Origin of the sequence: Spirosoma arboris (genome assembly GCF_009754945.1) — a bacterium.
GTDB lineage: Bacteria > Bacteroidota > Bacteroidia > Cytophagales > Spirosomataceae > Spirosoma > Spirosoma arboris.
In genome coordinates, this window is sequence record NZ_WPIN01000028.1 from 21177 (window position 1) to 43434 (window position 22258).

Annotated in this window: 15 protein-coding genes; 6 read left to right on the forward strand and 9 right to left on the reverse strand. The window is 48.9% G+C overall.

Annotation, left to right across the window (positions count from 1 at the left end; all coding sequences use genetic code 11):
- The first annotated feature begins 16 nt into the window (after positions 1–16).
- From GO755_RS38120 to GO755_RS38145, 6 genes are all read left to right on the forward strand, one after another.
- Positions 17–2416 carry a M28 family peptidase gene (locus tag GO755_RS38120; protein ID WP_157590693.1) on the forward strand — a complete coding sequence of 800 codons (2400 nt, stop codon included), beginning with the start codon at positions 17–19 and terminating at the stop codon, positions 2414–2416.
- A 32-nt stretch (positions 2417–2448) separates the two neighbouring features.
- Positions 2449–4626, forward strand: coding sequence for a sensor histidine kinase (locus tag GO755_RS42090; protein WP_198175051.1), 2178 nt, complete (start codon positions 2449–2451; stop codon positions 4624–4626).
- A 10-nt stretch (positions 4627–4636) separates the two neighbouring features.
- Positions 4637–6751, forward strand: a complete 2115-nt coding sequence (locus GO755_RS38130; RefSeq protein ID WP_157590694.1) for an ATP-binding protein — start codon at positions 4637–4639, stop codon at positions 6749–6751.
- A gap of 10 nt (positions 6752–6761) precedes the next feature.
- On the forward strand, positions 6762–8918 hold the full coding sequence (locus GO755_RS38135; RefSeq protein WP_157590695.1) for an ATP-binding protein: 2157 nt from the start codon (positions 6762–6764) through the stop codon (positions 8916–8918).
- A 13-nt stretch (positions 8919–8931) separates the two neighbouring features.
- On the forward strand, positions 8932–9765 hold the full coding sequence (locus tag GO755_RS38140; protein ID WP_157590696.1) for a hypothetical protein: 834 nt from the start codon (positions 8932–8934) through the stop codon (positions 9763–9765).
- Between the two features lie 67 nt (positions 9766–9832).
- A complete protein-coding gene (locus GO755_RS38145; RefSeq protein WP_157590697.1) occupies positions 9833–10966 on the forward strand; it encodes a sensor histidine kinase in 1134 nt (377 codons plus the stop codon).
- A 74-nt stretch (positions 10967–11040) separates the two neighbouring features.
- Here GO755_RS38145 and GO755_RS38150 read toward each other — a convergent pair whose 3' ends face one another.
- From GO755_RS38150 to GO755_RS38190, 9 genes are all read right to left on the reverse strand, one after another.
- A complete protein-coding gene (locus GO755_RS38150) occupies positions 11041–12999 on the reverse strand; it encodes a response regulator (RefSeq protein ID WP_157590698.1) in 1959 nt (652 codons plus the stop codon).
- Positions 13000–13221: 222 nt separating this feature from the next.
- Positions 13222–13470, reverse strand: a complete 249-nt coding sequence (locus tag GO755_RS38155) for a hypothetical protein (RefSeq protein ID WP_157590699.1) — start codon at positions 13468–13470, stop codon at positions 13222–13224.
- Positions 13471–13707: 237 nt separating this feature from the next.
- Positions 13708–15768, reverse strand: a complete 2061-nt coding sequence (locus tag GO755_RS38160; protein ID WP_157590700.1) for a M13 family metallopeptidase — start codon at positions 15766–15768, stop codon at positions 13708–13710.
- Positions 15769–15823: 55 nt separating this feature from the next.
- Positions 15824–17221 carry a DUF418 domain-containing protein gene (locus tag GO755_RS38165; RefSeq protein ID WP_198175053.1) on the reverse strand — a complete coding sequence of 466 codons (1398 nt, stop codon included), beginning with the start codon at positions 17219–17221 and terminating at the stop codon, positions 15824–15826.
- 221 nt (positions 17222–17442) lie between these two features.
- Positions 17443–18150, reverse strand: coding sequence for a hypothetical protein (locus GO755_RS38170; RefSeq protein ID WP_157590701.1), 708 nt, complete (start codon positions 18148–18150; stop codon positions 17443–17445).
- Between the two features lie 71 nt (positions 18151–18221).
- Positions 18222–20654, reverse strand: coding sequence for an outer membrane beta-barrel family protein (locus GO755_RS38175; RefSeq protein WP_157590702.1), 2433 nt, complete (start codon positions 20652–20654; stop codon positions 18222–18224).
- A 16-nt stretch (positions 20655–20670) separates the two neighbouring features.
- Positions 20671–20808, reverse strand: a complete 138-nt coding sequence (locus tag GO755_RS38180; RefSeq protein WP_157590703.1) for a hypothetical protein — start codon at positions 20806–20808, stop codon at positions 20671–20673.
- 217 nt (positions 20809–21025) lie between these two features.
- On the reverse strand, positions 21026–21595 hold the full coding sequence (locus GO755_RS42345) for a chromate transporter (RefSeq protein ID WP_449448587.1): 570 nt from the start codon (positions 21593–21595) through the stop codon (positions 21026–21028).
- Between the two features lie 88 nt (positions 21596–21683).
- Positions 21684–22232 (reverse strand): T9SS type A sorting domain-containing protein, encoded by a 549-nt coding sequence (locus GO755_RS38190; protein WP_157590704.1) that lies wholly within the window; start codon positions 22230–22232, stop codon positions 21684–21686.
- Positions 22233–22258 lie beyond the last annotated feature (26 nt).

Genomic DNA, 22258 nt, shown 5'->3' on the forward strand with positions numbered 1-22258 from the left:
TCCCTACTTGACCACCATGAGACCTCCTATTCCTGATTTTCTCCCGATTCCTACCCGACGCTTGTCGCTCCTGTTACTCCTGGTCCTGCTGGCCCTTGCCACCTGGAGTATTTATCTCACGAACCCGCCCCAGGCGAAACCCGCTTCAGCTCCGATCACCGAATTTTCAGCAGGGCGGGCCATGCAACCACTGGAACATATTGCTCAGGAGCCCCACGCCATGGGTACGCCCGGTCATGCCCGTGTGCGAACGTACCTGCTCGATGCGCTGCGCGGTCTGGGACTTGAGCCGCAGGTGCAGGAGGCTACCTACATCGAGCCAACGATACAGTCGGGTTACGCAGGAATGTTTTCCGCCGTGACCGAAGGTGCCTACGTCTATAACATCATGGCTCGACTGAAAGGCACACAAGCGGGTAAGGCAGTCCTGCTGCTGGCTCATTACGATTCGCAACCCAACACCCTGGCTGCTGCTGACGACGGTGCGGGTGTAGCGGCTATTTTGGAAACGGTGCGCGCAATCCGCCAGAGTGGGCCGTTGCAACATGACGTGATTGTGCTGCTGACCGATGGCGAGGAATATGGTTTGTTTGGAGCCAAAGCGTTTCTGAAACACCCCTGGGCGAAAGATGTGGAACTGGTGCTGAACCTCGAAGCACGCGGAAACAGTGGCCCCAGTTCCACGTTCGAACTTAGTTCAGAAAACGGCTGGTTAGTGGAGCAACTGGCGAAGGCAGCTCCGTACCCGTTAGCCAGTTCCCTTGCCTATGAAGTGTATAAGCTATTACCCAATAGCACCGATTTTACCCCCTTACGGGAAAGTGGTTATGCCGGGCTAAACTCGGCGATTGCCGATGGATTTGCCAACTACCACAAACTCACCGATTCGCCCCAGAATCTGAACCAGAATAGCTTACAGCATCATGGCGAGAACTTACTCGCGTTAACCCGCCACTTTGCTAACGGACCCCTCAATGCGGTAAAGGCTCCCGACCGGGTATTTTTCAATGGCGCGGGCTTTTGGTTAATCCATTACCCGATGAGCCTTGACATCCTGTGGATGGGACTGCTGACACTCGCGGTTGGGGCCGTGCTATGGCTGGGCTATCAGCAACACAAACTGACGATTGGGCAGGTTCTGGCAAGTTTAGTCCTACAATTAGTACTGCTTGGCCTACTGAGTGGGTTGTGTTGGGGCGTAAATATGCTGGTTCAAAAAGGCATACCCTACTGGCACTTTTTCAACGGCACCTATAGTTCGGCCCTCTTTAGTGGGGCGTTTGCCCTGCTGACGGTCGGTGCGTTTGGCGGACTGATCGGGCTGGCTCTCCGCTGGCTACGTCCCCTGTCGCTGGTGGCGGGCGGGTTTGTGCTCGTTTATGGACTGACCTGGGCTGCTTTCCTGTTGCTACCTGCAGCTACCTATATTGTCCTGTTTCCGTTGCTGGGCGTATTAGCAGGAGTGGGGATAGTGCTGTGGCAAAGCCGCAACGTAGTGGCAGGGGCTGATGTCCCCACTACCCATTCATGGATGGTTGCCGGTTGGCTAGTGGCAGGTGCCTTACCCACGCTATTTATGCTGTTGCCCCTGATACAATCGTTGGCGGTTATCTTCGATCTTCAATTACCCGTTGCTCCAGTGGTGTTACTGGGTCTAGCCTTACTTCTGCTACTGCCCCTGTGGCTGCTGATTGAGCCGGGATTGCGCTGGCGTAAACTAGCTACGTTACCCATTGCCTTACTGGTGCTGAGTATCGGGTTGATGCTGATTGCCATTGATCGGGAGCAGCCGAGTGCCAGCCATCCGTTGAACAACCAGTTATCGTACTATCAGAACACCGACACCCGACAGGCATTCTGGGCATCTTACTATTTCAAAACGCCGAATGACTGGTCGAAACAGTTCTTTCCAACCCCATCGTACGGCAAGTTAACGGAAATGTATCCCAATGGGCACCGCAATAGCCGGAATGAATACCTGAAAAATCCGGCACCGCTTATCGACGTAGCCACGCCAATAGCCACGGTCTTGTCGGACAAAACGACGGATTCGACCCGGCATTTAACGCTGGAATTACGGTCGGTGCGGGGAGCGGCTCATCTGGAAATGGGCTTGTTTGTGCCAACCGCTACCGACCTGCGAACGGCCCAGATCAACGGGCAACCGCTGCCCCTCAAAGCGGAACAGACTGCCCAGGGGCCAGCCTATGATTTGCTGTTTATGGGACTCCCTGTCAGCAAAACCATCCAGCTTACCCTTGAGCTTCGGGCTGGCAGTCCACTCCGACTCCTCCTCTACGACCAGTCGATCGGCCTGCCCGCCGGGTTAATAAAAACCCCTATGCCCGCCTGGGTTATTCCCGAACAGGGACCACGTAGTAATTTGACCGTCCTGCGTAAAACGTATATGTTTTGATCGAATATCGTATTGAACTTCCTCTTCATTCCATGCTTCGACTTATTCTGATTTGTCTGTTCTTCTGCCCGACAATTCGCGCTGCCCTGGCACAGGACACGATCATCGTGCTGACTAATAAGCGCTTTGGGCCCAATGCCCTTAACCTTGGTGACAATGTTAACATAGGCCATTTAGGATGGGTCTATAAACCCGGTCATAATCCGGCCTGGGCCAGTACGGAACTGAACACCTCGGACTGGACGAAAAAAGCGCCGGACTCGTTTTCGGCTCAGGATGCCGACGCCAATGGTAAAGCCGAAGGCTGGTTCCGACGCCGTCTTCGGATTGACTCGACCTTCAATCTGCTGCCTCTGGGGCTAGCTAGTGAAGGTTGGGCCGCCAGCGAGGTGTATATCAATGGGAAACTCGTGGCCGAGTTTGGCAGTACAGGAGCTCGCGGTAAACCCTATGCCGAATATAGGTCTTATTCTTATTTTAACTCTCCCCTGCCTGTTCAATTAGAGGCCGGCAAAGACTACCTGATCGCCATGCATATGGTCGATTATGTCGCTCCCCTTCTGCCTTTTGCACCTAAAAAACTTAAATCAGAAGTCTTCAATAATATCCATACTATTCTACTCCTATGCAGGCCTCAACAGATGGCTGATCGCTTCATTAAGGCAACAAGATTAAATGCCGGTTTTTTAACACTCTGGCTAACCGTATCGCTTCTGTTAGCCCTGTTGTTCTGGTTCTTGTCGATTCAACAGTTGCCGGAAAAAAACATTATCCGACTTTGGGCCATTGTGGAGACGTTGCTTGTCATCATGACACTATGTGGTTTTAGTAATCTAGTAGCCATTTCTTTTACTTTTTTATATGTCACGTACGCTATCTCTATGCTAGCTCAATGGCTGATTCTTAGCTTATGTATGATGGCCTTTCTCCGGATATTTGGGTATGGTATCCCCAATAAATGGCTCAGGGTAAGTGTCGTGGCTTCGCTTGGATTAGGTATTCTAGATATTTATTTTGACTCAAAAGCTGTTCTATTTTCTGCTGGCTGTATCTGTCTGCAATTGGTTTTTATTTATGTGATCATTATTTCGTGGAAACGGCTGAAAGGGGCGCAATGGGCCATTGTCGTGGGGTTAGGTTTCAGTGTTTTATTTGCCGCATTCGTATCGGTCGTTACACTGACCAAAACCAACTCTATAGTATTCTCGAATGTTCTCGTTGCGTATATTCTCCAATCGGGTCTACTACTGTCACTTCCCTTGTCGTTTCTGGTTTATCTGGTGCTACGGTTTAAGGAAACGTTAGCGGAAGTGCAGATCAATGCCGCTGCGGTGGTGCTGGTCACCGAAGAGAAACGAGCCTTGCTGGCCGATCAGAATGAGCGACTTGAACAGCAGGTCGAAGCGCGAACCACTGAGTTGAAAGCCTCCCAGGCCCAACTGATTCAAAAAGAAAAACTCGCCAGTCTTGGCGAACTGACCGCAGGTATCGCCCACGAGATTCAGAATCCCCTGAACTTCGTCAACAACTTCTCGGAGGTTTCCACTGAACTGATTGACGAGTTGGAAGACGAGCTCGACAAAGGCGACACCGACGAGGCCAAAGCCATTGCGGGGGATATTCGTCAGAACCTCCAAAAGATCCATCATCACGGTGGTCGGGCTAGCAGCATTGTCAAAGGCATGCTCGAACATAGCCGCACCGAATCGGGCGAGAAACGACCGACCGATTTGAATGCGCTGGCTGATGAATATCTCAAGATTGCGTATCACGGTTTGAGAGCTAAAAACCAAAGCTTCAACTGTGAGTTGGTCACTAATTTTGATCCAACGCCAGAACCTGTAAACGTAGCTCCTCAGGAAATTGGGCGAGTCTTGTTGAATCTGTACAACAATGCGTTCTATGCGGTGCATGAGCAGGGGGCTCGGTGCAAGGGGCAGGGAATGACGTATCAGCCTAGAATTGACGTCAGTACCCAACGTAGTGAATTGGGTGTAGAAATCCGCGTGAAGGACAACGGTACGGGCATCCCTGAGTCGGTGAAAGCCAAGATCTTTCAGCCTTTCTTCACGACCAAGCCCACAGGTGAGGGGACGGGACTGGGCCTCTCGTTGAGCTATGACATTATCACCAAAGGACATAACGGGACACTGACGGTAATGAGCAAGAAAGGCGAAGGGACGGAATTTGTGATCACATTACCTGTTTAAATTGCCTACCATGAAAACGCATTTGATTGGCTGTTTGCTCCTGTTTTTCTTCTTTAATCGCTCGCTGGCTCAGGACACTACGTTGGTGTTGAATAAGGGGATGATGCCTGATCAGCTAATAGACCTTGCTATGACAACGGGCTGGTTCTATAAAGCAGGGCACAATCCAGCTTGGGCAAGGCCTAATCTAAACACATCTAATTGGTTAAAACGCAATCCCAGTACGTTATCTATAAAAGATGCTGACTCAACTGGGCGGCTCGAGGGATGGTTTCGGCTTCGAATCAGACTGGATTCGTCATTTAGCAACCTGCCGTTGAGTCTGAAAAAATTCGGCTGGTCGGCGGCTGATTTGTATCTGGACGGTTACTTGCTGACTTCATTGGGTAGCACAGGTGCCTTGGGAAAACCCTACCAGGATTATAACACTGGCTCATGGAAGAGGGGATTTGATCCTCCTTTTTCGGTTCAACTAATCCCCCAACGCGAGCATCTATTAGCGATTCATTGGGTGGGTCATGTCTCGCCACTGTTATCGACCAGACTGAAATCTTCGGAACAAATCTTTCTAGTAGGCCCTCAAGCGGCAGCGAATATTCAGAATGAAATTAAAGCGGATGCAATTTATTTTACCATCTGGCTGATTATCCCGTTGCTAATGACGGCCTTGTCCCGGTTAATTCCGGCTCAGAGCATCCACGAAAAAAACATATTCCGGTTATTAACTATCTCAGGAACGCTCTACTCGCTCTCTTATCTATGTCTATTTATTGAACTGTTTAACGTTCGTTTTGAGATTCAGTTTATCACATTTTATCTTTCCTGGTTTCTTTTTTACCTGGTTGCCGCTTTCTCTGTCATTACGTTATCGCACATTCTGGGACGGCCTTTATCTGTCTGGTTCAGTAGTCTTGTTATGTTCATTTCCGTAATCGGCGGTGGCTGGACGGTTTATACCAGAGATAACATGGGAGGCTCGGTGTCCAATATTCTACTTGCTTTCGTAGCTGTATGGTTGTTGGGGAGCTCTTGGAAAAATGTACGGGGTGTCCAATGGGCTACGGTTGTAGGCACTATCCTTAGCTTCTTTTTTTATATAGTCTATGCCAGTGTAATAGTTGGTCTGTTCTCATTCGATGACGAGTTACCGCAGACGGGGGCCGCCATTTCCGAACCACTGGCCTTTTTGGTTTACATCGTTCTGCGGTATCGGGAAATATTGACCGAAGTTCGCGTTCAGGCAACCGCCGTCGTGCAGGTAACGCAGGAGAAAAACGAACTCTTAGCGACCCAAAACCAGCGACTCGAGCATCAGGTCGAAGTCCGCACTGCCGAACTCAAAGCTTCGCAAGCCCAACTCATTCAAAAAGAGAAACTGGCCAGCTTGGGCGAACTGACAGCAGGCATCGCCCACGAAATTCAGAACCCGCTCAACTTTGTCAATAACTTCTCAGAGGTGTCAGCCGAACTCATTGAAGAACTAAAGGAGGAAGCTCAGGCAGGTAACACCGACGAAGTGATGGCCATTGCCGATGACCTCACCAGCAACCTCCAAAAGATCCATCATCACGGTGGTCGGGCCAGCAGTATTGTCAAGGGCATGCTCGAACACTCCCGAACTGAATCGGGCGACAAGCAGCCCACGAACCTAAATGCCCTCGCCGATGAATACCTCAAGATTGCTTATCACGGTTTGAGGGCAAAAGACAAGGATTTTATCTGCGAGTTGGTAACCGACTTTGATCCCAGTCTGGGGCCAGTAGACGTAGTATCTCAGGAAATCGGTCGGGTGTTGTTGAATCTCTACAATAATGCCTTTTATGCTGTTTATGAAAAACAGAAAACGGCCCCGGCCGATTACCAACCTGCTGTTAGCGTCCGTACCCAACGTAGTGAATCAGGGGTGGAGATCCGGGTGAAGGACAACGGTACGGGCATCCCTGAGTCGGTCAAAGCCAAGATTTTTCAGCCTTTCTTCACCACTAAGCCCACGGGGGAGGGTACGGGCTTGGGGCTGAGTTTGAGCTATGATATTGTCACTAAAGGGCATGGGGGAATCCTCACGGTCGAAAGTCTACCAGGCCAGGGAACCGAATTCGTCATCACCTTACCCACAAAGGTTTAATCAGTACACCATGAAACTGACTCCACTTTTTGTTTGGCTGTGCCTGGTTAGCCTACCAGTTTTTAGCCAGTCTGCTTTTCACATCGACAGTTTACCCGCAGACGGTGTGAGGCTGGATAAAAATTGGAAATGGCATTTGGGCGATAATCAGAGCTGGGCCAAACCAGATTTTGATGATTCGCGCTGGGATACAATCAGTCCTATAAAGGACATTAACCTATTGGATCAATTGCCTCAGCAAAGCATTGGTTGGCTCCGAGTTCACTTGAGCGTATCTCCTGCATTACGGGGAAAGATGGTTAGCTTGGACATCCAACAGGTTGGAGCGTCCGAATTGTTTTTGAACGGTAAACTCATATTCAGAGCGGGAAAAATAAGCGCTGAAAAGCGCTTGGAAATAGGCAGTGTTTATCCATATAATCAACCTATCAGCTTAGATACCAGTGCAGTACAAGTGATCGCAGTTCGATATGCTTTTACTAGAGAACAACTGATTAAAAATAGATTTCCTTTATCCTTTTTCAGATTAAATCTGAAGACGTCCGCAGTAGCCGAAGCACTCGAAACAAAGCAGAATACATTCGTCGTCGTAGAATTTATTCTTTTTGGCGTATTTCTGGCTTTAGGCCTTTTGCAACTACTCCTTTATGCGACTTCCACTGAACAGCGGACTGCTCTTTTGTTAGGATTGTTTCTTGCCACCCAGAGCATCGTTCACCTCTTAGATGGAGCCTCGTCCGCGTCGGATTACCTATTCAAGTTATTTGGTATCAACAACTTCCTATTAGTTTTTTACTTTTCCTATATACTCTTTATCATAGCCATTGCCGTTTCTTCGTTTTTCTACCTGCTAGGCATTTATGAGTACTTTGGGAAATCAAGAAATTGGTTTTTTGGGCTGACTGTTACCATCACCTTTTCGTCGATTCCAATGGGTTTGTTACTCGGCCCTCTTTACGGATTTCTGGCTCAATTCATTCCAGCCTTTATTATACCTTTTTCTGAGATCCTACGAGTTGGACTTCTGGCTGTTAAGCGAAAGCAACCGGGGGCCAAATTATTTACGCTCGTCCACAGTATTACCTTATTTGTTTTTATTGCCTGGACGGTTAGCGTATTTCTACCGTTTGTTAGTGGCTTTTTGGCGCAAAATGTAACCTATTTGTTTAGTATTAGTTTCCTGGGGCTGTCTTTGGCTATTTCATTACTGCTAGCTCAGGAACGGGCTGCTATTAATAAGACGCTTCGTAAGCAGCTGCTTGAATTAGATAATCTATCTAAAAAAACGATTGCCCAGGAGCAGGAGAAGCAACAATTACTGGCCACTCAAAACGAGCGACTTGAACAGCAGGTGGAAGCCCGCACCGCCGAGCTAAAGGCCTCCCAGACCCAACTCATCCAGAAAGAAAAGCTGGCTAGCCTGGGCGAGTTAACAGCGGGTATTGCCCACGAAATCCAGAACCCCTTGAACTTTGTCAATAACTTCTCGGAAGTGAGCACCGAATTGGTCACAGAATTAGAAGAAGAGCAAAGTAAACCGGAACGGGATACCGAGCTTGAAGCAGAATTGCTGACTGATTTAAAGCAAAACCTCAAGAAGATAATGCATCACGGCGGTCGAGCTAGCAGCATTGTCAAAGGGATGTTGGAGCACAGCCGCACTGAATCGGGCGAAAGACGATCTACTGACCTCAATGCCTTAGCCGATGAATACCTCAAGATTGCTTATCACGGTCTAAAGGCTAAGGACAAGTCCTTCAACTGCGAATTAGTCACTGATTTTGATTCCACCCTGAAGCCAATGGAAGTTGCCCCTCAGGAGATTGGACGGGTGCTGCTGAATCTGTACAATAATGCGTTTTATGCGGTGCATGAGCGGGCTCACCAACGTAGTGATGCCAATTATCAGCCCAAGGTTGAAGTCCGTACGCAACGTAAAGAATCGGGCGTGGAAATCCGGGTGAAGGACAATGGCACGGGTATCTCCGAGTCGGTCAAAGCGAAGATTTTTCAGCCATTTTTTACCACCAAACCTACGGGTGAAGGCACAGGATTAGGCCTTTCACTGAGTTATGACATTATCACAAAAGGGCATGGCGGTACGCTCACTGTGGAAAGTACAGGAGGGTCAGGCACTGAGTTTGTCATCATACTACCCACTACCTAACCGCCTAAACTCTATGAAAAACTACGCTTATATCCTGCTGTTAATAGTTGCTCCATTACTGGCTCCTGCTCAATCAGCTGAACACATCCTTGACAGTCTCCAGCGTGAGCTTGGTAAGGCGAAAGCCGACACCGCTCGTATGTGGCTACTGTATGAACTAGCGAAGTATCAGTCCTTCCAAACTCCCGATTCCGCGTTTTGGTACACGCGTCAGGGGCTTCAACTGGCCCGTAAAACAAACCATCAGAAAGGAGAAATGGAAGGCAAAGGCTGGTTAGCCTATCTTTTCGCCGAACGGGATATTCCTAAAAGTATGCGCCTTCGTTTAGAGGTTCTCCAGCAGGCTCAGCAAGCCAACGATCGGGTACATATAAGTTTCACCTACGTACAACTCGGCATATTACAGATCTATTTAGAGAATTATCGACAGGCGATCGTTTATTATAAACGGGCTAAAACTTTGGCCGTTGAAGACAATGATAAGCAGAACCAAGCTGGGTTAAGTACAGAATTGGGGGGAGCTTACTGGTTACTTCATCAACCTGATTCGGCCCGCTATTATTTAACCCTAGCGGCTAAAGAAGATCCGGCCATAAAACAATTTTCCGTTTATCTCAATTATTTGGGTCGACTGGAAGGTGATTACAACCCCACTAAAGCCAATGCCTATTTTCGCCAAAGTATTCAGATGGCCAAAGCCCAGCAATTCCTACGGGGATTGGGCTATGTCTATCGGTGGTACAGTGAGTTTTTATGGAAACAGAACCAGCCTGATTCCAGCATTCTGATGGCTAAAGCGGGCTTGCAGGCTGGCCAAACGGTAGCAAATTTTCGCAATATTCTCTAGTCGTCTACTGACTAAATACTACCAGGCACTAGGTCGGCCAGACAGTGCCTATAAATATCAGAGCATCATGGTGGCGGTTCGGGACAGCCTGTTCAGCCAGCAGAAAGTTAACCAGATTCAGTCGACGTTGATTGACGAGCAGCAACGGACTCAATTGCTGGAGGAGGAGAAAAGTCGGTTTGAAAGTCGGGTCAAAATCTACGGTTTGCTAGGTATAGTAGCCGTCTTATTATTGCTGGCGGGAGTGTTTTACCGAAATGATCGGCTGAAGCAAAAGACGAATGAACAGTTGCAGATGCTCAATCAGGAAGTGCGGCAACAAAAGGAAGAGATCGAAACCCAGCGCGACCATCTCGAACAATCCCTCACAGACCTTCATGCCACGCAGGCCCAACTCATCCAGAAAGAAAAATTAGCCAGTTTGGGCGAACTGACCGCAGGCATTGCCCACGAGATTCAAAACCCGTTAAACTTTGTCAACAACTTCTCCGAGGTAAGTACTGAACTCATTGATGAACTCAAGGAAGGGCCGTTCCAGAAACTCCCTGAATCGGAGAAAGATTATGCTGAAGAAATCCTGGGAGATCTCACCAGTAACCTCCAAAAGATCAACCATCATGGTGGTCGGGCTAGCAGCATCGTCAAAGGCATGCTCGAACATAGCCGCACCGAATCGGGCGAGAAACGACCGACCGATCTAAATGCGCTGGCCGATGAATATCTCAAGATTGCTTATCATGGCCTGAGGGCTAAAAACCAAAGCTTCAACTGTGAGTTAGTGACCAAGTTTGATCCAACGCTGGAACCCGTAAACGTAGCTCCTCAGGAAATTGGGCGAGTGCTGTTGAATCTGTACAATAACGCGTTTTATGCCATCGGCGAACGATCCCGGAAAATGAATGGTTCAGATTACCAGCCTATGGTTACCGTAAGCACAAGCCAGGTTAAGGACAACGTAGTGATTCGGGTGAAGGACAATGGAACGGGGATATCTGAGACGGTTAAAGCGAAGATTTTTCAGCCATTTTTTACCACCAAACCTACCGGTGAGGGCACGGGATTGGGGTTGAGTTTGAGCTATGACATCATTACCAAAGGACATGGGGGTACATTGACGGTATACAGTGCTGAGGGCCAAGGGACCGAATTTATCATCACTTTGCTCATTGGTCCTGCTACATATGACTGGACATTAAGTTAAGCATGATCTAACTTCGTGAACCATGAAAACAGCGGCTAAATTTGGGTCGATCCAGAATCATTCGCCTTTGGTAGCTACTGCCGAATATAATCGGTGGGCGTTTGGTTGTAAAACTCTTTGAAGACCCTCGTAAAATACGACGGCGATTCAAAGCCAACCATATAGGCCGTTTCGGAGGCATTATGACCAGCCCGTAATAGGTCGATGGCTTTACGAAGCCGATATTGGCGAATGAGATCATTGGGCGACAGTTGCATCAGCGTCTGTACTTTGCGATAAAGCGTTTTGCGGCTTACCGCCAATTGATCGGCTAGCCACTCCACACTCAGCGACGAATCGTCCAGGTGATCATCCAGCAAGTGATACAGCCGACGTAAGAACTGATCCTGAATGGTTTCCAACGGAGTTGATTGATCAGGCTTAGTAAATTGCTGACGATATTCTTCCCGTAACTTATCCTGACGGGTCAACAAATTGCGCAGCCTTAGGCGCAACTCGCCCAGGTGAAACGGCTTGGTCAAATACTCATCCGCACCCTGAGATAGCCCCTTCAGTCGACTGTCGGCTTCAACGCTGGCCGTTAGCAGGATGACCGCAATATGATCGGTGGCGGGATCGGCTTTTAGCTGACTGATAAGTTCATAGCCATCCAGACGAGGCATCATCAAATCCGAGATGATCACATCGGGTAATTCTTCTTTGGCTACAACCCAGCCTTCGTAGCCATTGGCGGCAGAGCGAATTCGATAGGTAGTGGCTAATTCGGCCACGATAAATTCCCGGAGTTCTGCATTGTCTTCTACTACCAGCACCAGCGGTGTGTTGTCAGATTGCGTTTCCGTAGTCGGGTAAGTCAATTCAGCGGGCAATAGGGGTACATCAACCGTTAATCGGGACTCTATTTTCTGCGGAACAACCGCATCTGCCTGCTGAAGAGGGATTTCCAGCAAAAAATGGGTTCCCGACTGTCCGCCGATTTCCTGTGTTTGGCTTTGAACGGTAATTGTTCCGCCCAGCCTGGTCGTTAATTCATGTACCAGCGCCAGACCAATGCCGGTTCCTTCGTAAGCGCGGCTACGGGACGGATCGACCTGATAGAATCGGTTGAAAATATGCGGCAGCTTGTCAGCGGCAATACCAATCCCAGTATCACTGACGGCTAGTTGAGCCATCCTTGAGGTATGCGTTAGGCGGACATTGATGCTGCCTGTTTCTGTAAACTTGATGGCATTCGACAGTAAATTATAGAGAATCTTCTCCCATTTGCCAGCATCGAACAGGTAATTTCCGGGTGGCAAATTGGTTTCGTAGGTCAGTGCCAGTTGCTTGATGGTAGTCGATGGACGAAACAGGTCTACGATTTGGCCCACAAAGCCGGTTAGGTCACCAACTTCATTGACCAGATCCATTTGCTGGGCTTCCAGTTTGTTGATGTCCAGCAACTGATTAATCAGCCGCAGCAATTGCCGGGCATTACGCTGCACAGTCGACAACTGGTTCTGGAAAGTAGTTGGTAAATTAGGGGTCTCCAGCAGGTTATCGACTGGCGATACAATTAAGGTAAGGGGCGTACGGAGTTCGTGTGTGATATTGGTAAAAAAACGAGTTTTCATCTCGTCAACTGCCTTTATTTCAACCGTTTCCCGAAGCTGATTGGCCGACCGAATTGTTTTGTCGAGGGTTATCTCCAGATCCTTAAAGTTGATAGGTTTGGTGATAAAGTCGAAGGCTCCCCGGTTCATGGCCGTTCGAATATTACTCATATCCCCATAGGCCGTGACGATCACAGTACGGATAATGGGGTTAATTTCCGACAGTTTGGCCAGCAAGGTTAGTCCGTCCATCCCTGGCATATTGATGTCACTGAGGACCACATCAATATCGGGCTGTTGCTCCAGAACGGTTAAGGCTTCCAGACCATCGCGAACAAAGATAAATTCATAGGTATGATTATGAATCTGACGTCGGAATTGTTGTTTGAAGAGATCGTCAAGGTCACTTTCATCATCGGCCAGTAGAATTTTGGTCTTCATGCAGGGTAAGCCTGTTTTGTGGAGTAGTTAGCTCAACAAAAATAACTGAGTTGGTCAGGAATTCAAGAGATAATTTAATGATAGTCAGAAGTTTGTTGATAAATAAGTTGCACAATCAATTATTTAGTAACTGATTTAATAGATACTGATTATCAAGCAGTTTCTTACCTAATAGTTAGTAAAAAAGTATAATCAGTTGTAACGGTTTAGCTGACCAGGGACTTAATAGGTAGTATGCTGGGGACGGGGCTGTGGATCGATGGTAATTGAGTCGATCAGCAACACACCTGGTCGGGGCAACTCGTGAACCAGGGAATCCACTGCATGGACCTTTGGCGCTAAGTGAACGAGTTCTGGTCGGGAAACAGGCACAATAGTAGTTGACTGGCAGGCCACTATAGAAAGGAAACCAGCGCCTAAGCACAAAGCAATGAACAAATGACGGGCGGCAGGGCAAACGAGCGTTTTCATGGTTTGGAAGTTTAAGGGTGAGTTTACGGAATGTCCAGAGCGTCAGCAGTTTGGCGCGTTGGACATATCAAAAGTCTCCTTTCTCTTCTAAACAAACTGGCAGTTTTGAGTCAAAAAATAGTTCGTTTGAGTCAGCCTGATGGGCGGGTTGATTTACCCTCCTGGTGGCTGGGGCGGTAGTTAACCTCTGCCAGGATTAACTACCGCCCCAGTTATGTCATGCAACAACTTCTGCTTTTACCAGACCTTCGCCTGATCCACTTCTGGCTTATATAGTTTCTGACCCGGCTTTACGTCAAAAGCCCGATAAAACGGCTCGAAATTGGCCAACGGGCCGTTGACTCGGAATTTATCGGGCGAATGAGGGTCAATGGTAATCCATACGCGGGCCGACTCATCCCGCACTTTACTGCGCCAAACCTGGGCATGACCCAGAAAAAAACGTTGATCGGGTGTAAATCCATCGATCTTGTCGGTCCCCTGGCCCTGCTTGGTCAGTTTAAACGCCTGATAAGCCAGGGTGATACCACCCAGATCAGCCAGATTTTCGCCTAAAGTCAATCGACCATTTACTTGGAGATTATCCAGTACAGTGAAGGTATTGTATTGATTCACAACAACCTGTGTTTTTTTACTGAATCGTTCGACGTCCTGCTTGGTCCACCAGTCACGCAGGTTTCCGTTGGCGTCATATTGGCGCCCCTGATCATCAAACAGGTGCGTCATTTCGTGGCCGATCACGACGCCAATACTCCCATAATTGATGGCATCATCGGCGTCTTTGTCAAAGAAGGGGAATTGCAGGATGCCCGCCGGGAAAACGATTTCGTTATTCGTGGCATTAGCATAGGCATTGACCGTGGGTGGGGTCATACCCCACTCCATGCGGTCGACGGGTTGATTAACTTTGGCAAAACCTTCCCGAAACATATGCGCACGGGCACGTTGTACATTGCCGTAATAATCATCCCGTTTTACCACCACATCGGAATAATCTTTCCATTTGTCAGGATAGCCGATTTTCTTCAGGAACCGATCCAGTTTTGTCAGTGCCACTTTTTTCGTTTCGGGAGCCATCCAGTCGAGTTTTTCGATTCGGACTCGATACACTTTTTGCAGGTTATCGACCAGCGTTAGCATCCGCTCTTTGGCTTCGGCCGGAAAATATTTTTTGATCCACAATTGCCCCAAAGCCTCACCTAAGGAACGGTCGACACGATTGGCCATGCGTTTCCAGCGTTCACTCTGTTTTGGCTGTCCCTGAAGTGCTTTGTCGTTGAAATCAAAATAGGCCTGCTCAAATTCATGGCTGAGCAGACTCGCATTGTAATCCAGACAGTCGAAGGCGAGTCGATCTTTCAGTAATTCGATAGGTGTGGTGGTCAGCAACTTATCAAAGTCCTGATAATAAGCAGGTTGAGCCATCAACACCGTATCTACTTTCACCAAACCCATGCTATCGAGCAGACGACGCCAATTCAGTGCTGGCATTTGTTTAGTCAAGGTGCTCACCGCAAATTTGTTGTAATTAGCCACCGGATCGCGCAGATCAGCAGGTGCCTTATGAGATTTAGCCAGATTTGTCTCGAAAGCCAGAATAGTCTGCGCTTTGGTTCTGGCCAGGGTGGAGTCGACGCCGGTCAGCACGAACAGCTTCGTGATGTAGGCAACGAAATCTGCCCGAATCTTTTTGGTGGCCTCGTCGGTGCGGGTGTAGTAGCCTTTTTCGGGCAATGACAAACCCGCCTGCCAAAAATTGATTCGGTTAATGGTACTTTGTCGGTCATCAGCTCCTACATAAATATTGATAAATTTCCCACCCGGATTACTTTTGTCAACAGCCAGATAAGTCATGACTTGTTTATAGTCTTTCAGACCAGCAATTTTCGCCAGTTCTGCTTTTACAGGTTCGAAACCAAGTTTATCAATGGCAGCGCTATCCATGCCGCTGGCATAAAAATCACCAATCTGCTGCTCAATACTGCCCGCTCTGGAGGGAGCCGCTTCGGCACCCGCTTTGGCCACTTCTTCCAGAATGGTTTTCGTTTTTAGCTGATTGTCTTCGGAGAGTTGCGCAAACGATCCCCAGGAAACTTGATCATCGGGAATTTTGGTTTTTTTTAACCAGTTGCCATTGGCATAGGTGTAAAAATCATTACCGGGCAACACCGTTGTATCCATTCCCGACTTATCGAAGAAATTGGTTCGCACGGCGGATTCGTCATTCATTTTTTGCTGACAGGCTACGACAAGTGGGGCCGCCAGACCGAGAAAAAGGGTTTGTTTCAGATAAATCATGACAGGCGATAATTGAAGAATACCGGATTAGAAGAAAAGGGTGGATAGAAGCGTATTATACCTGTCGGTGCATAGGTTGGCGTTGCCAGTAGGTCAAACTCCGCCACACCCATTCCAACGGGCCATATTGAAAATACCGCAGCCAGATCGGGCTGACAATCAATTGCAGCAGCCAGATAGCGGCCACCAGAAAATAAAGCTGGTAGAACTGCCACTCGCCATACTGATTGAGCCCGTATCCAAAGAAGACGAACGTACAAATGAGCGTATGCATGACATAGTTGGTAAAGGCCATCTGACCTACTGCCCCTATCCGATTCAGGAGTCCTTGCACCACCTTCGATTTAATGAGCAGAATAATCAGACTGGCATGGGCCATCACCAGCAGCATCCGCTGGAACGGATAAATCAAACGCGTCCATTGAATGGGATGCTCCTCCAGATACGCCAGAAAAGCTTCCGATGTGGGGAAATGCTGATAACCGAAATAGAAACTGTATGTGACCAGCGATAGCCCCAGTCCGTAGCCAATCAACAGGGTTTGCCAGTAGCGCCGACGTGACCATTGCCCCGTCACAAAGCCCCATTTATAAAGAGCCATGCCCAACAGCATCAGCGCCAGCGAATCCCAGATCATCAGTGGTAGGTGCTTGGTCTGTAGATCCCACACTTCCTGCCGATACCGAGACGCTACGACAAAATAGTTGTTGGATTTCATCAGCCGAGTATGCTCAGCGGCTTGTACTTTGTTGGGAAAAAACTCGTTCGCGGCAGCCTGCCAGTCTTTTATCGCTTGCTGCTGAGTAGCTGTCAGCGTACGGCCCTGCTGTTGAGCCGTTTGCACCGCCAGATACGCCAGGCGTTTGTCGCGGATATTCTGAAAAAATAGGGTCATCAGCACGAAGCCAATAATGGCCACCAGGGGTACGCCCAGTGCTAGCAGGCTGGGTTTAAGATTTCGAAACCAAAACGCAATCATGCCAACCACGCCGTAGAAGTAGAGAATGTCTCCGAACCAAAGCAAAACGTGGGAATCCAGTAGCCCGAACAGCACAAGCCAACCCATCCGACGGAAGAATAAACCGATCGCGCGGTTCCCCGCCGGGACCCGACCCGTTGCCGCTTTTTCTTTTCGGGCCATGAACAACAGGATACCCACGCCAAAAATCAGGGAGAACATAGCCCGCATTTTCCCTTCAAACAAGATGGTGATACCGGCGTTGAGCCAGAAATTAATAGTAGTCGGATCATTTCGGAATACTTCATCAAAGTTATCGGGCATGGCAAAGCCGGGAATGTTCATCAGCAGGATGCCCAGCAGGGCTACACCCCTCAGGATATCGATAGTCTGGATGCGATCGCCCTGCGAAACAGGCCGGTGGTCGGCGGTTTCTCGCTGGGTCATGTTGTAGATTGATTCGGCTTCTGAAGCCGTGGTTGGCAAGGAAGTCATAAGAGGGAGTTTAAGAGATTGATTGTATAGATTAGCCAGATACTGTGTTGGGCTTAAATGACCTACCGGTATTATATATACGTCATGCTGAGCGATAGGTTTGTCCTTGTCCGGTTGGGTTCTACTACCCGTGATTTTGGGTCATTTTTCCGGAGCTACAGCTGGTTTTCGGACTCCAGACCGCCCGTCGGACCGCTGAAAATCGGGATGGTCTGAACGAGTCAATACAAGGTGAATGGTGTGCTGGCCGGAGTGGTAACTGGCTTTGGCTGAGTGCGAGCTGGCTTTAACTGACCAAGAGATAGTTCTCTCTCCAAATAAGACAACCACTCCATCAGTTCCGGTAGAGAAGTTGGGCGGGGATAAGCCGCAGCCCAGTATTGCACCGATTCCGGAACGGTGGTTAGCAGTGCGTCGATTTCCGTTCGGACGAAGACATCAGGAGCCAGCAACCGCCCGTCGAACCAGACATAGTAAGGCTGTTCAGTTTTCCAGTTTGCCGTGCGGGGTTGGGGCAGGCCCTGAATGATGGTCCCGTGCTGACCATTCGACGAGGGAAGTTGCAACAATGGAATCGGCGCGCCGGGAATCAGTTCTTCGAGTAACATCGTCCGGGTCTCACCCGATGCCAGTTGCACCGCAAAAGCCTTTATATAATGTGTCCGATCATCGGCCCGGTCGGTGTAGCTGAAATGCCGTAGCTGGTCAGCCTGATAAGTGTGCCAGCTGTTGGCTTGTTGAACCATCAGCGTATTGGTGAGCGGCTGATAGCTCAGTTGTCTCCAAAGCCGTACACCAGTGGCCAATACCACCTCTCCCTCATTGGTGATAACCGGCAAGCGAGTTGGCAGCACCTGGCCATAGCTAGTCATCACACACAAAAGCAATAAAAAAACAGACAATCGACAGAGGTTGAATCCGATTTTCATAAGGATAGAAGGTTTAATAAGTGTTAAAATAGAGACAGACAATCAGGGAGATACGAGCGGAGCCGACTGACCTAATTACTTTGCACTCGGGTACGTTCTTCTTCCGAACCGGTGGCCCGGTTTCGAGCCGCTTTCACGGTCTTGCTGCCAAACGAACGGGTATAAGTAAGCCGGACTACGCGCGGCTCAGATAGAAATGTAAGCGTTGTATTAATATTCAGGGCGGGAATCGTGCTGTTATATCGACCAATGTTCGTCCAGAAAATATCACTCATCGTCAGCCTCAGCGTACCCTTATCGTTTGGTAGCGGTTTTTGCAGTCCCAGCGTTACCTGCCCGAAGCTGCGGCCCCGATACAGACCAAACATGGTAGGACTGTAATAGAACCCCGTCAGTTCAGCAGTGAACTTGTGGGGTAATGTAAAGGTGTGCGAGGAGTTCACCTGGGCGTTCCAGATCGTCCGGCTCACGGGACTGTCCTGGTATACCGTCGTCAGGTTTTGCCATAGACCCGTCAGGTTGGTCTGGCTTTTCCACCAGCGGGTTACCTGCCAGGGCAGACTGGCGGCTATTGAGAGTGTTTGCTGGTGGTCAATATTTTCGGCGTAATACTGAATTCGGTTGGTGGCTGCATCGACGTGCGGCTGAAAACCGGCAATCACGTTCTGATCAAAGCTGTATTTGAGCGAAAAAACGTAGGATTCCTTATACGTGTAGCTTCCCTGCACGGCATCGGAAATGGTGGGGCGTAGAATTGGATTGCCGGACGAAAAGGTGCTTAAATCAATAAAACTCACAAAGGGAGCAATGTCGCTGTAGGAAGGTCGGGTAATGCGTCGACTGTACGAGAGGTTAGCAATATGATTTTTCGACAGTTTCCGCGATAAAAACACACTCGGAAACAGGTTGCCATAGTCCCGGTTGATTAACGACTGGCCGTCGGGCCGGTGAATGTCGGTATGGGTATGTTCGTAACGCAACCCCGCCTGAAGCGTAGTCTTACTGTCTAAAGGCTGGTTTACACTCACATACCCGGCCAGAATATTTTCGGCTAACTGGTATTGCTGTGTATAAAACGAATCAACTTTCCAGCCCTCGGCCATCAACCTATCCAGGTCTACGGCATTGTCTAGGCGGGTGGTAGTAGCCTTCAGGCCCGTTTCCAGTCGGCCTTTGGTGGTGAGTGGCTTGATGAAATCGGTTTTCAGAACCCAGGTCTGGACGGGCGTTTTCTTACTGATCCGAATTTGCTCATTCGTTTGGCTACCGGTCGTAAAATCCTGTTTTGTACTGACATAGGCGTTGGGATCGTCGTTGTGATAATACAATCGGTCGATGTCAATGCTCCATTCCTGTTTGTTGCTGAAAACATGACGCAGATTCAGGTTTAGCAGCAGGTTCTGCCATTTATTGGCTTCAGTGTTGAGGAGGCTGCTTTGTTGCGTCCGCACGCCATTGGTAAACGTTACTCCCAGATTATCAGCGTTGTCGATAGCATAGGTATTATCAAACCCCGACACTAAGCCGTTCAGCGTTGTTTGTGGACTCAGCGAATAATCGAACCCAATCTTGGCGTTGTAGTTCGAAATGGTCGGAAACCGATTCGTCTCCGTGTTTGTCACCAGCGTCTGGTTAGGTTGCTCCACAATTCGGTCATATTGCTGTTTTTGCCAGAAGTGACTGTGGAGAAACGAAGCATTTCCATAGATGTTGAGTTTCTGATTACGGTAGTTAAGGTTGAGCGTCCCCGCCGGACGAGCATACCAGCCATAACCAAGTGTGGCTGAGAAATTGCCATTCATGCCGAAGTTGGTGTTTTTCTTGGTGATGATGTTGATAATCCCCGCATCGCCTTCCGCATCGTAGCGGGCCGGGGGCGTGGTGATGAGTTCAATTTTTTCGATATCATTGGCCGCCATGCCTTCCAGCATCTGTACAACGGTTGCAATGGGCAGCCGGGTCAGTTTGCCATTCATCATCACCATCACACCGCCTTTTCCACTCATGGTCAGGCTGTTGTTCTGCCGGTTTAGGGTAATCCCCGGCGAGCGCTCCAGGACTTCAAGCGCCGTGCCGCCAGCTGCCGTAATGCTGTTCTGCACATTCACCACCAGGCGGTCCACCTGCTGTTCGTACATCGGTTTTTTAGCTGCCACAGTCACCTCGCCCAGTGTTTGAGTGGATTCACGTAATGTTAAATCTGGCAGCGTAATAGACCCCGTACCGACTTGCACGGTAGCCGACCGGGCTGGTACATAGCCGACTGCCGAAGCAGACAGCCGGTACTGTCCCGGTCGGATGTTTTCAAACGTGTAAAATCCAGTTTCCTGGCTAATTGCCCCTTTCACTAAACTCGAATCGCGGGCGTTGAGCAGAGCCACACTGGCAAAGGGAAGGGGCTTGTTATGGGTGGTGAGGACAGAACCGGAAAGCGTGGTCTGGGCAATGGTAATGGTTGGTAAACAAGTAATGAACAGGGCTAAAAAGAGGTGTGACGTTTTCATGGAGTTAGGTGTGGATTTAGAAAGGATTAATCGTAATGATCGGCATCTGCAGGTGAGTGAACAGGAACCAGCTAGCAGCTAGCAAAGCCAGGCTGGCAGCGAGAACGAAGGTGGTCAGCGCGAAGGCAAGGGCGGTAGTGGAAATTCGAGACATAATGGTAGTGGTTTAGGTGATTGGCATTGAACAGGTCAAAGGTCACCTTCTCCTAGTTGTCTCTTTTTCACGTTTGAGTCAAAAGCTGCTAAATTTGAGTCGATGGGCAGAAGTGTATCGCCAGCGACAATGTGCTCAATACAGGAGTAGGCGCGCTGGTTTTCAGCGGCTTCACCATTGGCCTACAGGAAGCGATCTATTACTTTAACCGGCTGCTTCACTCCGAGTGAGAAGCAGATGCTCTGAAAAAGGAAAATTTATAAATCCAACAGGATAGCCTTAAACAGCAGGTCAATCCCCATTTTCTGCTTAATAGCCTCAAGACCTTGTCGTAGTTGATCGGAGTTCCATACCGCAAAAAGCCAACGTTGAAAAAGGTCTGGAAGATTTGCCGCTTAGCTATGGCTGCCTCAGTTGTGAGGATTTGCAGGATAATTCTCTGAAGAAGCCTCACTCGATTTTGGTCACGTAACAGGTAGGGATGCAGTAGAATACCCACAAAGCCACGGCTAAATAACGCTACGGTCCCATTCACACCCAGTAGGCAGGCAATAACGGTTAACGCTCCCAATATGGCAAGCTCCGTACTTTTCAATGCTTTCTTTGCCAATGGCATTAAAGCCGATACAATCAGGGCAACAACTGCTGCAATCACCCCATACAGAAAGGGTTGTACCTGTGGCAATTGGCCGTACTGCTGGTAGAGACATGCAAAAGGGGCTAATCCATGATTGATTTTGACTAGTATAGGTGCGTAGCCCCCCGGTACATCGATGCACCCAAACACGATCAATCACGCGCAAACATTCTGATAAACAGGACACTTACGCGTGATTGTAATATAGTTATGGACTGAACTCTCGATCTACCTACAGTTAGTCCCTCTTAACTAATCGTAGCGTATAGCTCCGGGCACCAATCTGAATCTGATAGAGGTAAACGCCAGCGGCTAAACCAGTTCCAGTCAATGTTACCTGATGAGACCCTTCGCTCTGCTGGCTAGCCGCCGTCTGATGCACAAGCTGCCCCTGGCTAGTACGTAGTTCATACCCTACCCGTTCGCTTTGGGTAAGGATATACTCTATCAGCACTTGATCAACAAAGGGATTGGGATAGGCACTGACCGACAGGGAGCCTTCTGCTTTCCCAATGCCTGGTCTTTCTACTGGGCCAATAGTAGCCATAAATAGTGAGCCTGAGTGGGCCACAAAACCGGGCTGCAAGAGCACAGATTGTCCAGCTTTATACTGAGCAATGGCACTGGGCTTAATAACACTGCTGGATTCAATGGTCTGTACTGCCTGCTGCTCACTAAACTCGCCTGCTTCAACGAAACGAGTAAGGGTTAACTGGAAAGGATACTGCTGAGCAAATCCGCAACTGCCCACAAAAAGCAGCGTAATGAGACATAGACTTGTTTTCATGAGACGATACAATTAAGTAGGCCACC

Coding starts and splice junctions, on each gene's coding strand:
- GO755_RS38120 (WP_157590693.1), top strand. CDS start 17: ATGAGACCTCCTATTCCTGATTTTCTCCCGATTCCTACCCGACGCTTG.
- GO755_RS42090 (WP_198175051.1), top strand. CDS start 2,449: ATGCTTCGACTTATTCTGATTTGTCTGTTCTTCTGCCCGACAATTCGC.
- GO755_RS38130 (WP_157590694.1), top strand. CDS start 4,637: ATGAAAACGCATTTGATTGGCTGTTTGCTCCTGTTTTTCTTCTTTAAT.
- GO755_RS38135 (WP_157590695.1), top strand. CDS start 6,762: ATGAAACTGACTCCACTTTTTGTTTGGCTGTGCCTGGTTAGCCTACCA.
- GO755_RS38140 (WP_157590696.1), top strand. CDS start 8,932: ATGAAAAACTACGCTTATATCCTGCTGTTAATAGTTGCTCCATTACTG.
- GO755_RS38145 (WP_157590697.1), top strand. CDS start 9,833: ATGGTGGCGGTTCGGGACAGCCTGTTCAGCCAGCAGAAAGTTAACCAG.
- GO755_RS38150 (WP_157590698.1), bottom strand. CDS start 12,999: ATGAAGACCAAAATTCTACTGGCCGATGATGAAAGTGACCTTGACGAT.
- GO755_RS38155 (WP_157590699.1), bottom strand. CDS start 13,470: ATGAAAACGCTCGTTTGCCCTGCCGCCCGTCATTTGTTCATTGCTTTG.
- GO755_RS38160 (WP_157590700.1), bottom strand. CDS start 15,768: ATGATTTATCTGAAACAAACCCTTTTTCTCGGTCTGGCGGCCCCACTT.
- GO755_RS38165 (WP_198175053.1), bottom strand. CDS start 17,221: ATGACTTCCTTGCCAACCACGGCTTCAGAAGCCGAATCAATCTACAAC.
- GO755_RS38170 (WP_157590701.1), bottom strand. CDS start 18,150: ATGAAAATCGGATTCAACCTCTGTCGATTGTCTGTTTTTTTATTGCTT.
- GO755_RS38175 (WP_157590702.1), bottom strand. CDS start 20,654: ATGAAAACGTCACACCTCTTTTTAGCCCTGTTCATTACTTGTTTACCA.
- GO755_RS38180 (WP_157590703.1), bottom strand. CDS start 20,808: ATGTCTCGAATTTCCACTACCGCCCTTGCCTTCGCGCTGACCACCTTC.
- GO755_RS38190 (WP_157590704.1), bottom strand. CDS start 22,232: ATGAAAACAAGTCTATGTCTCATTACGCTGCTTTTTGTGGGCAGTTGC.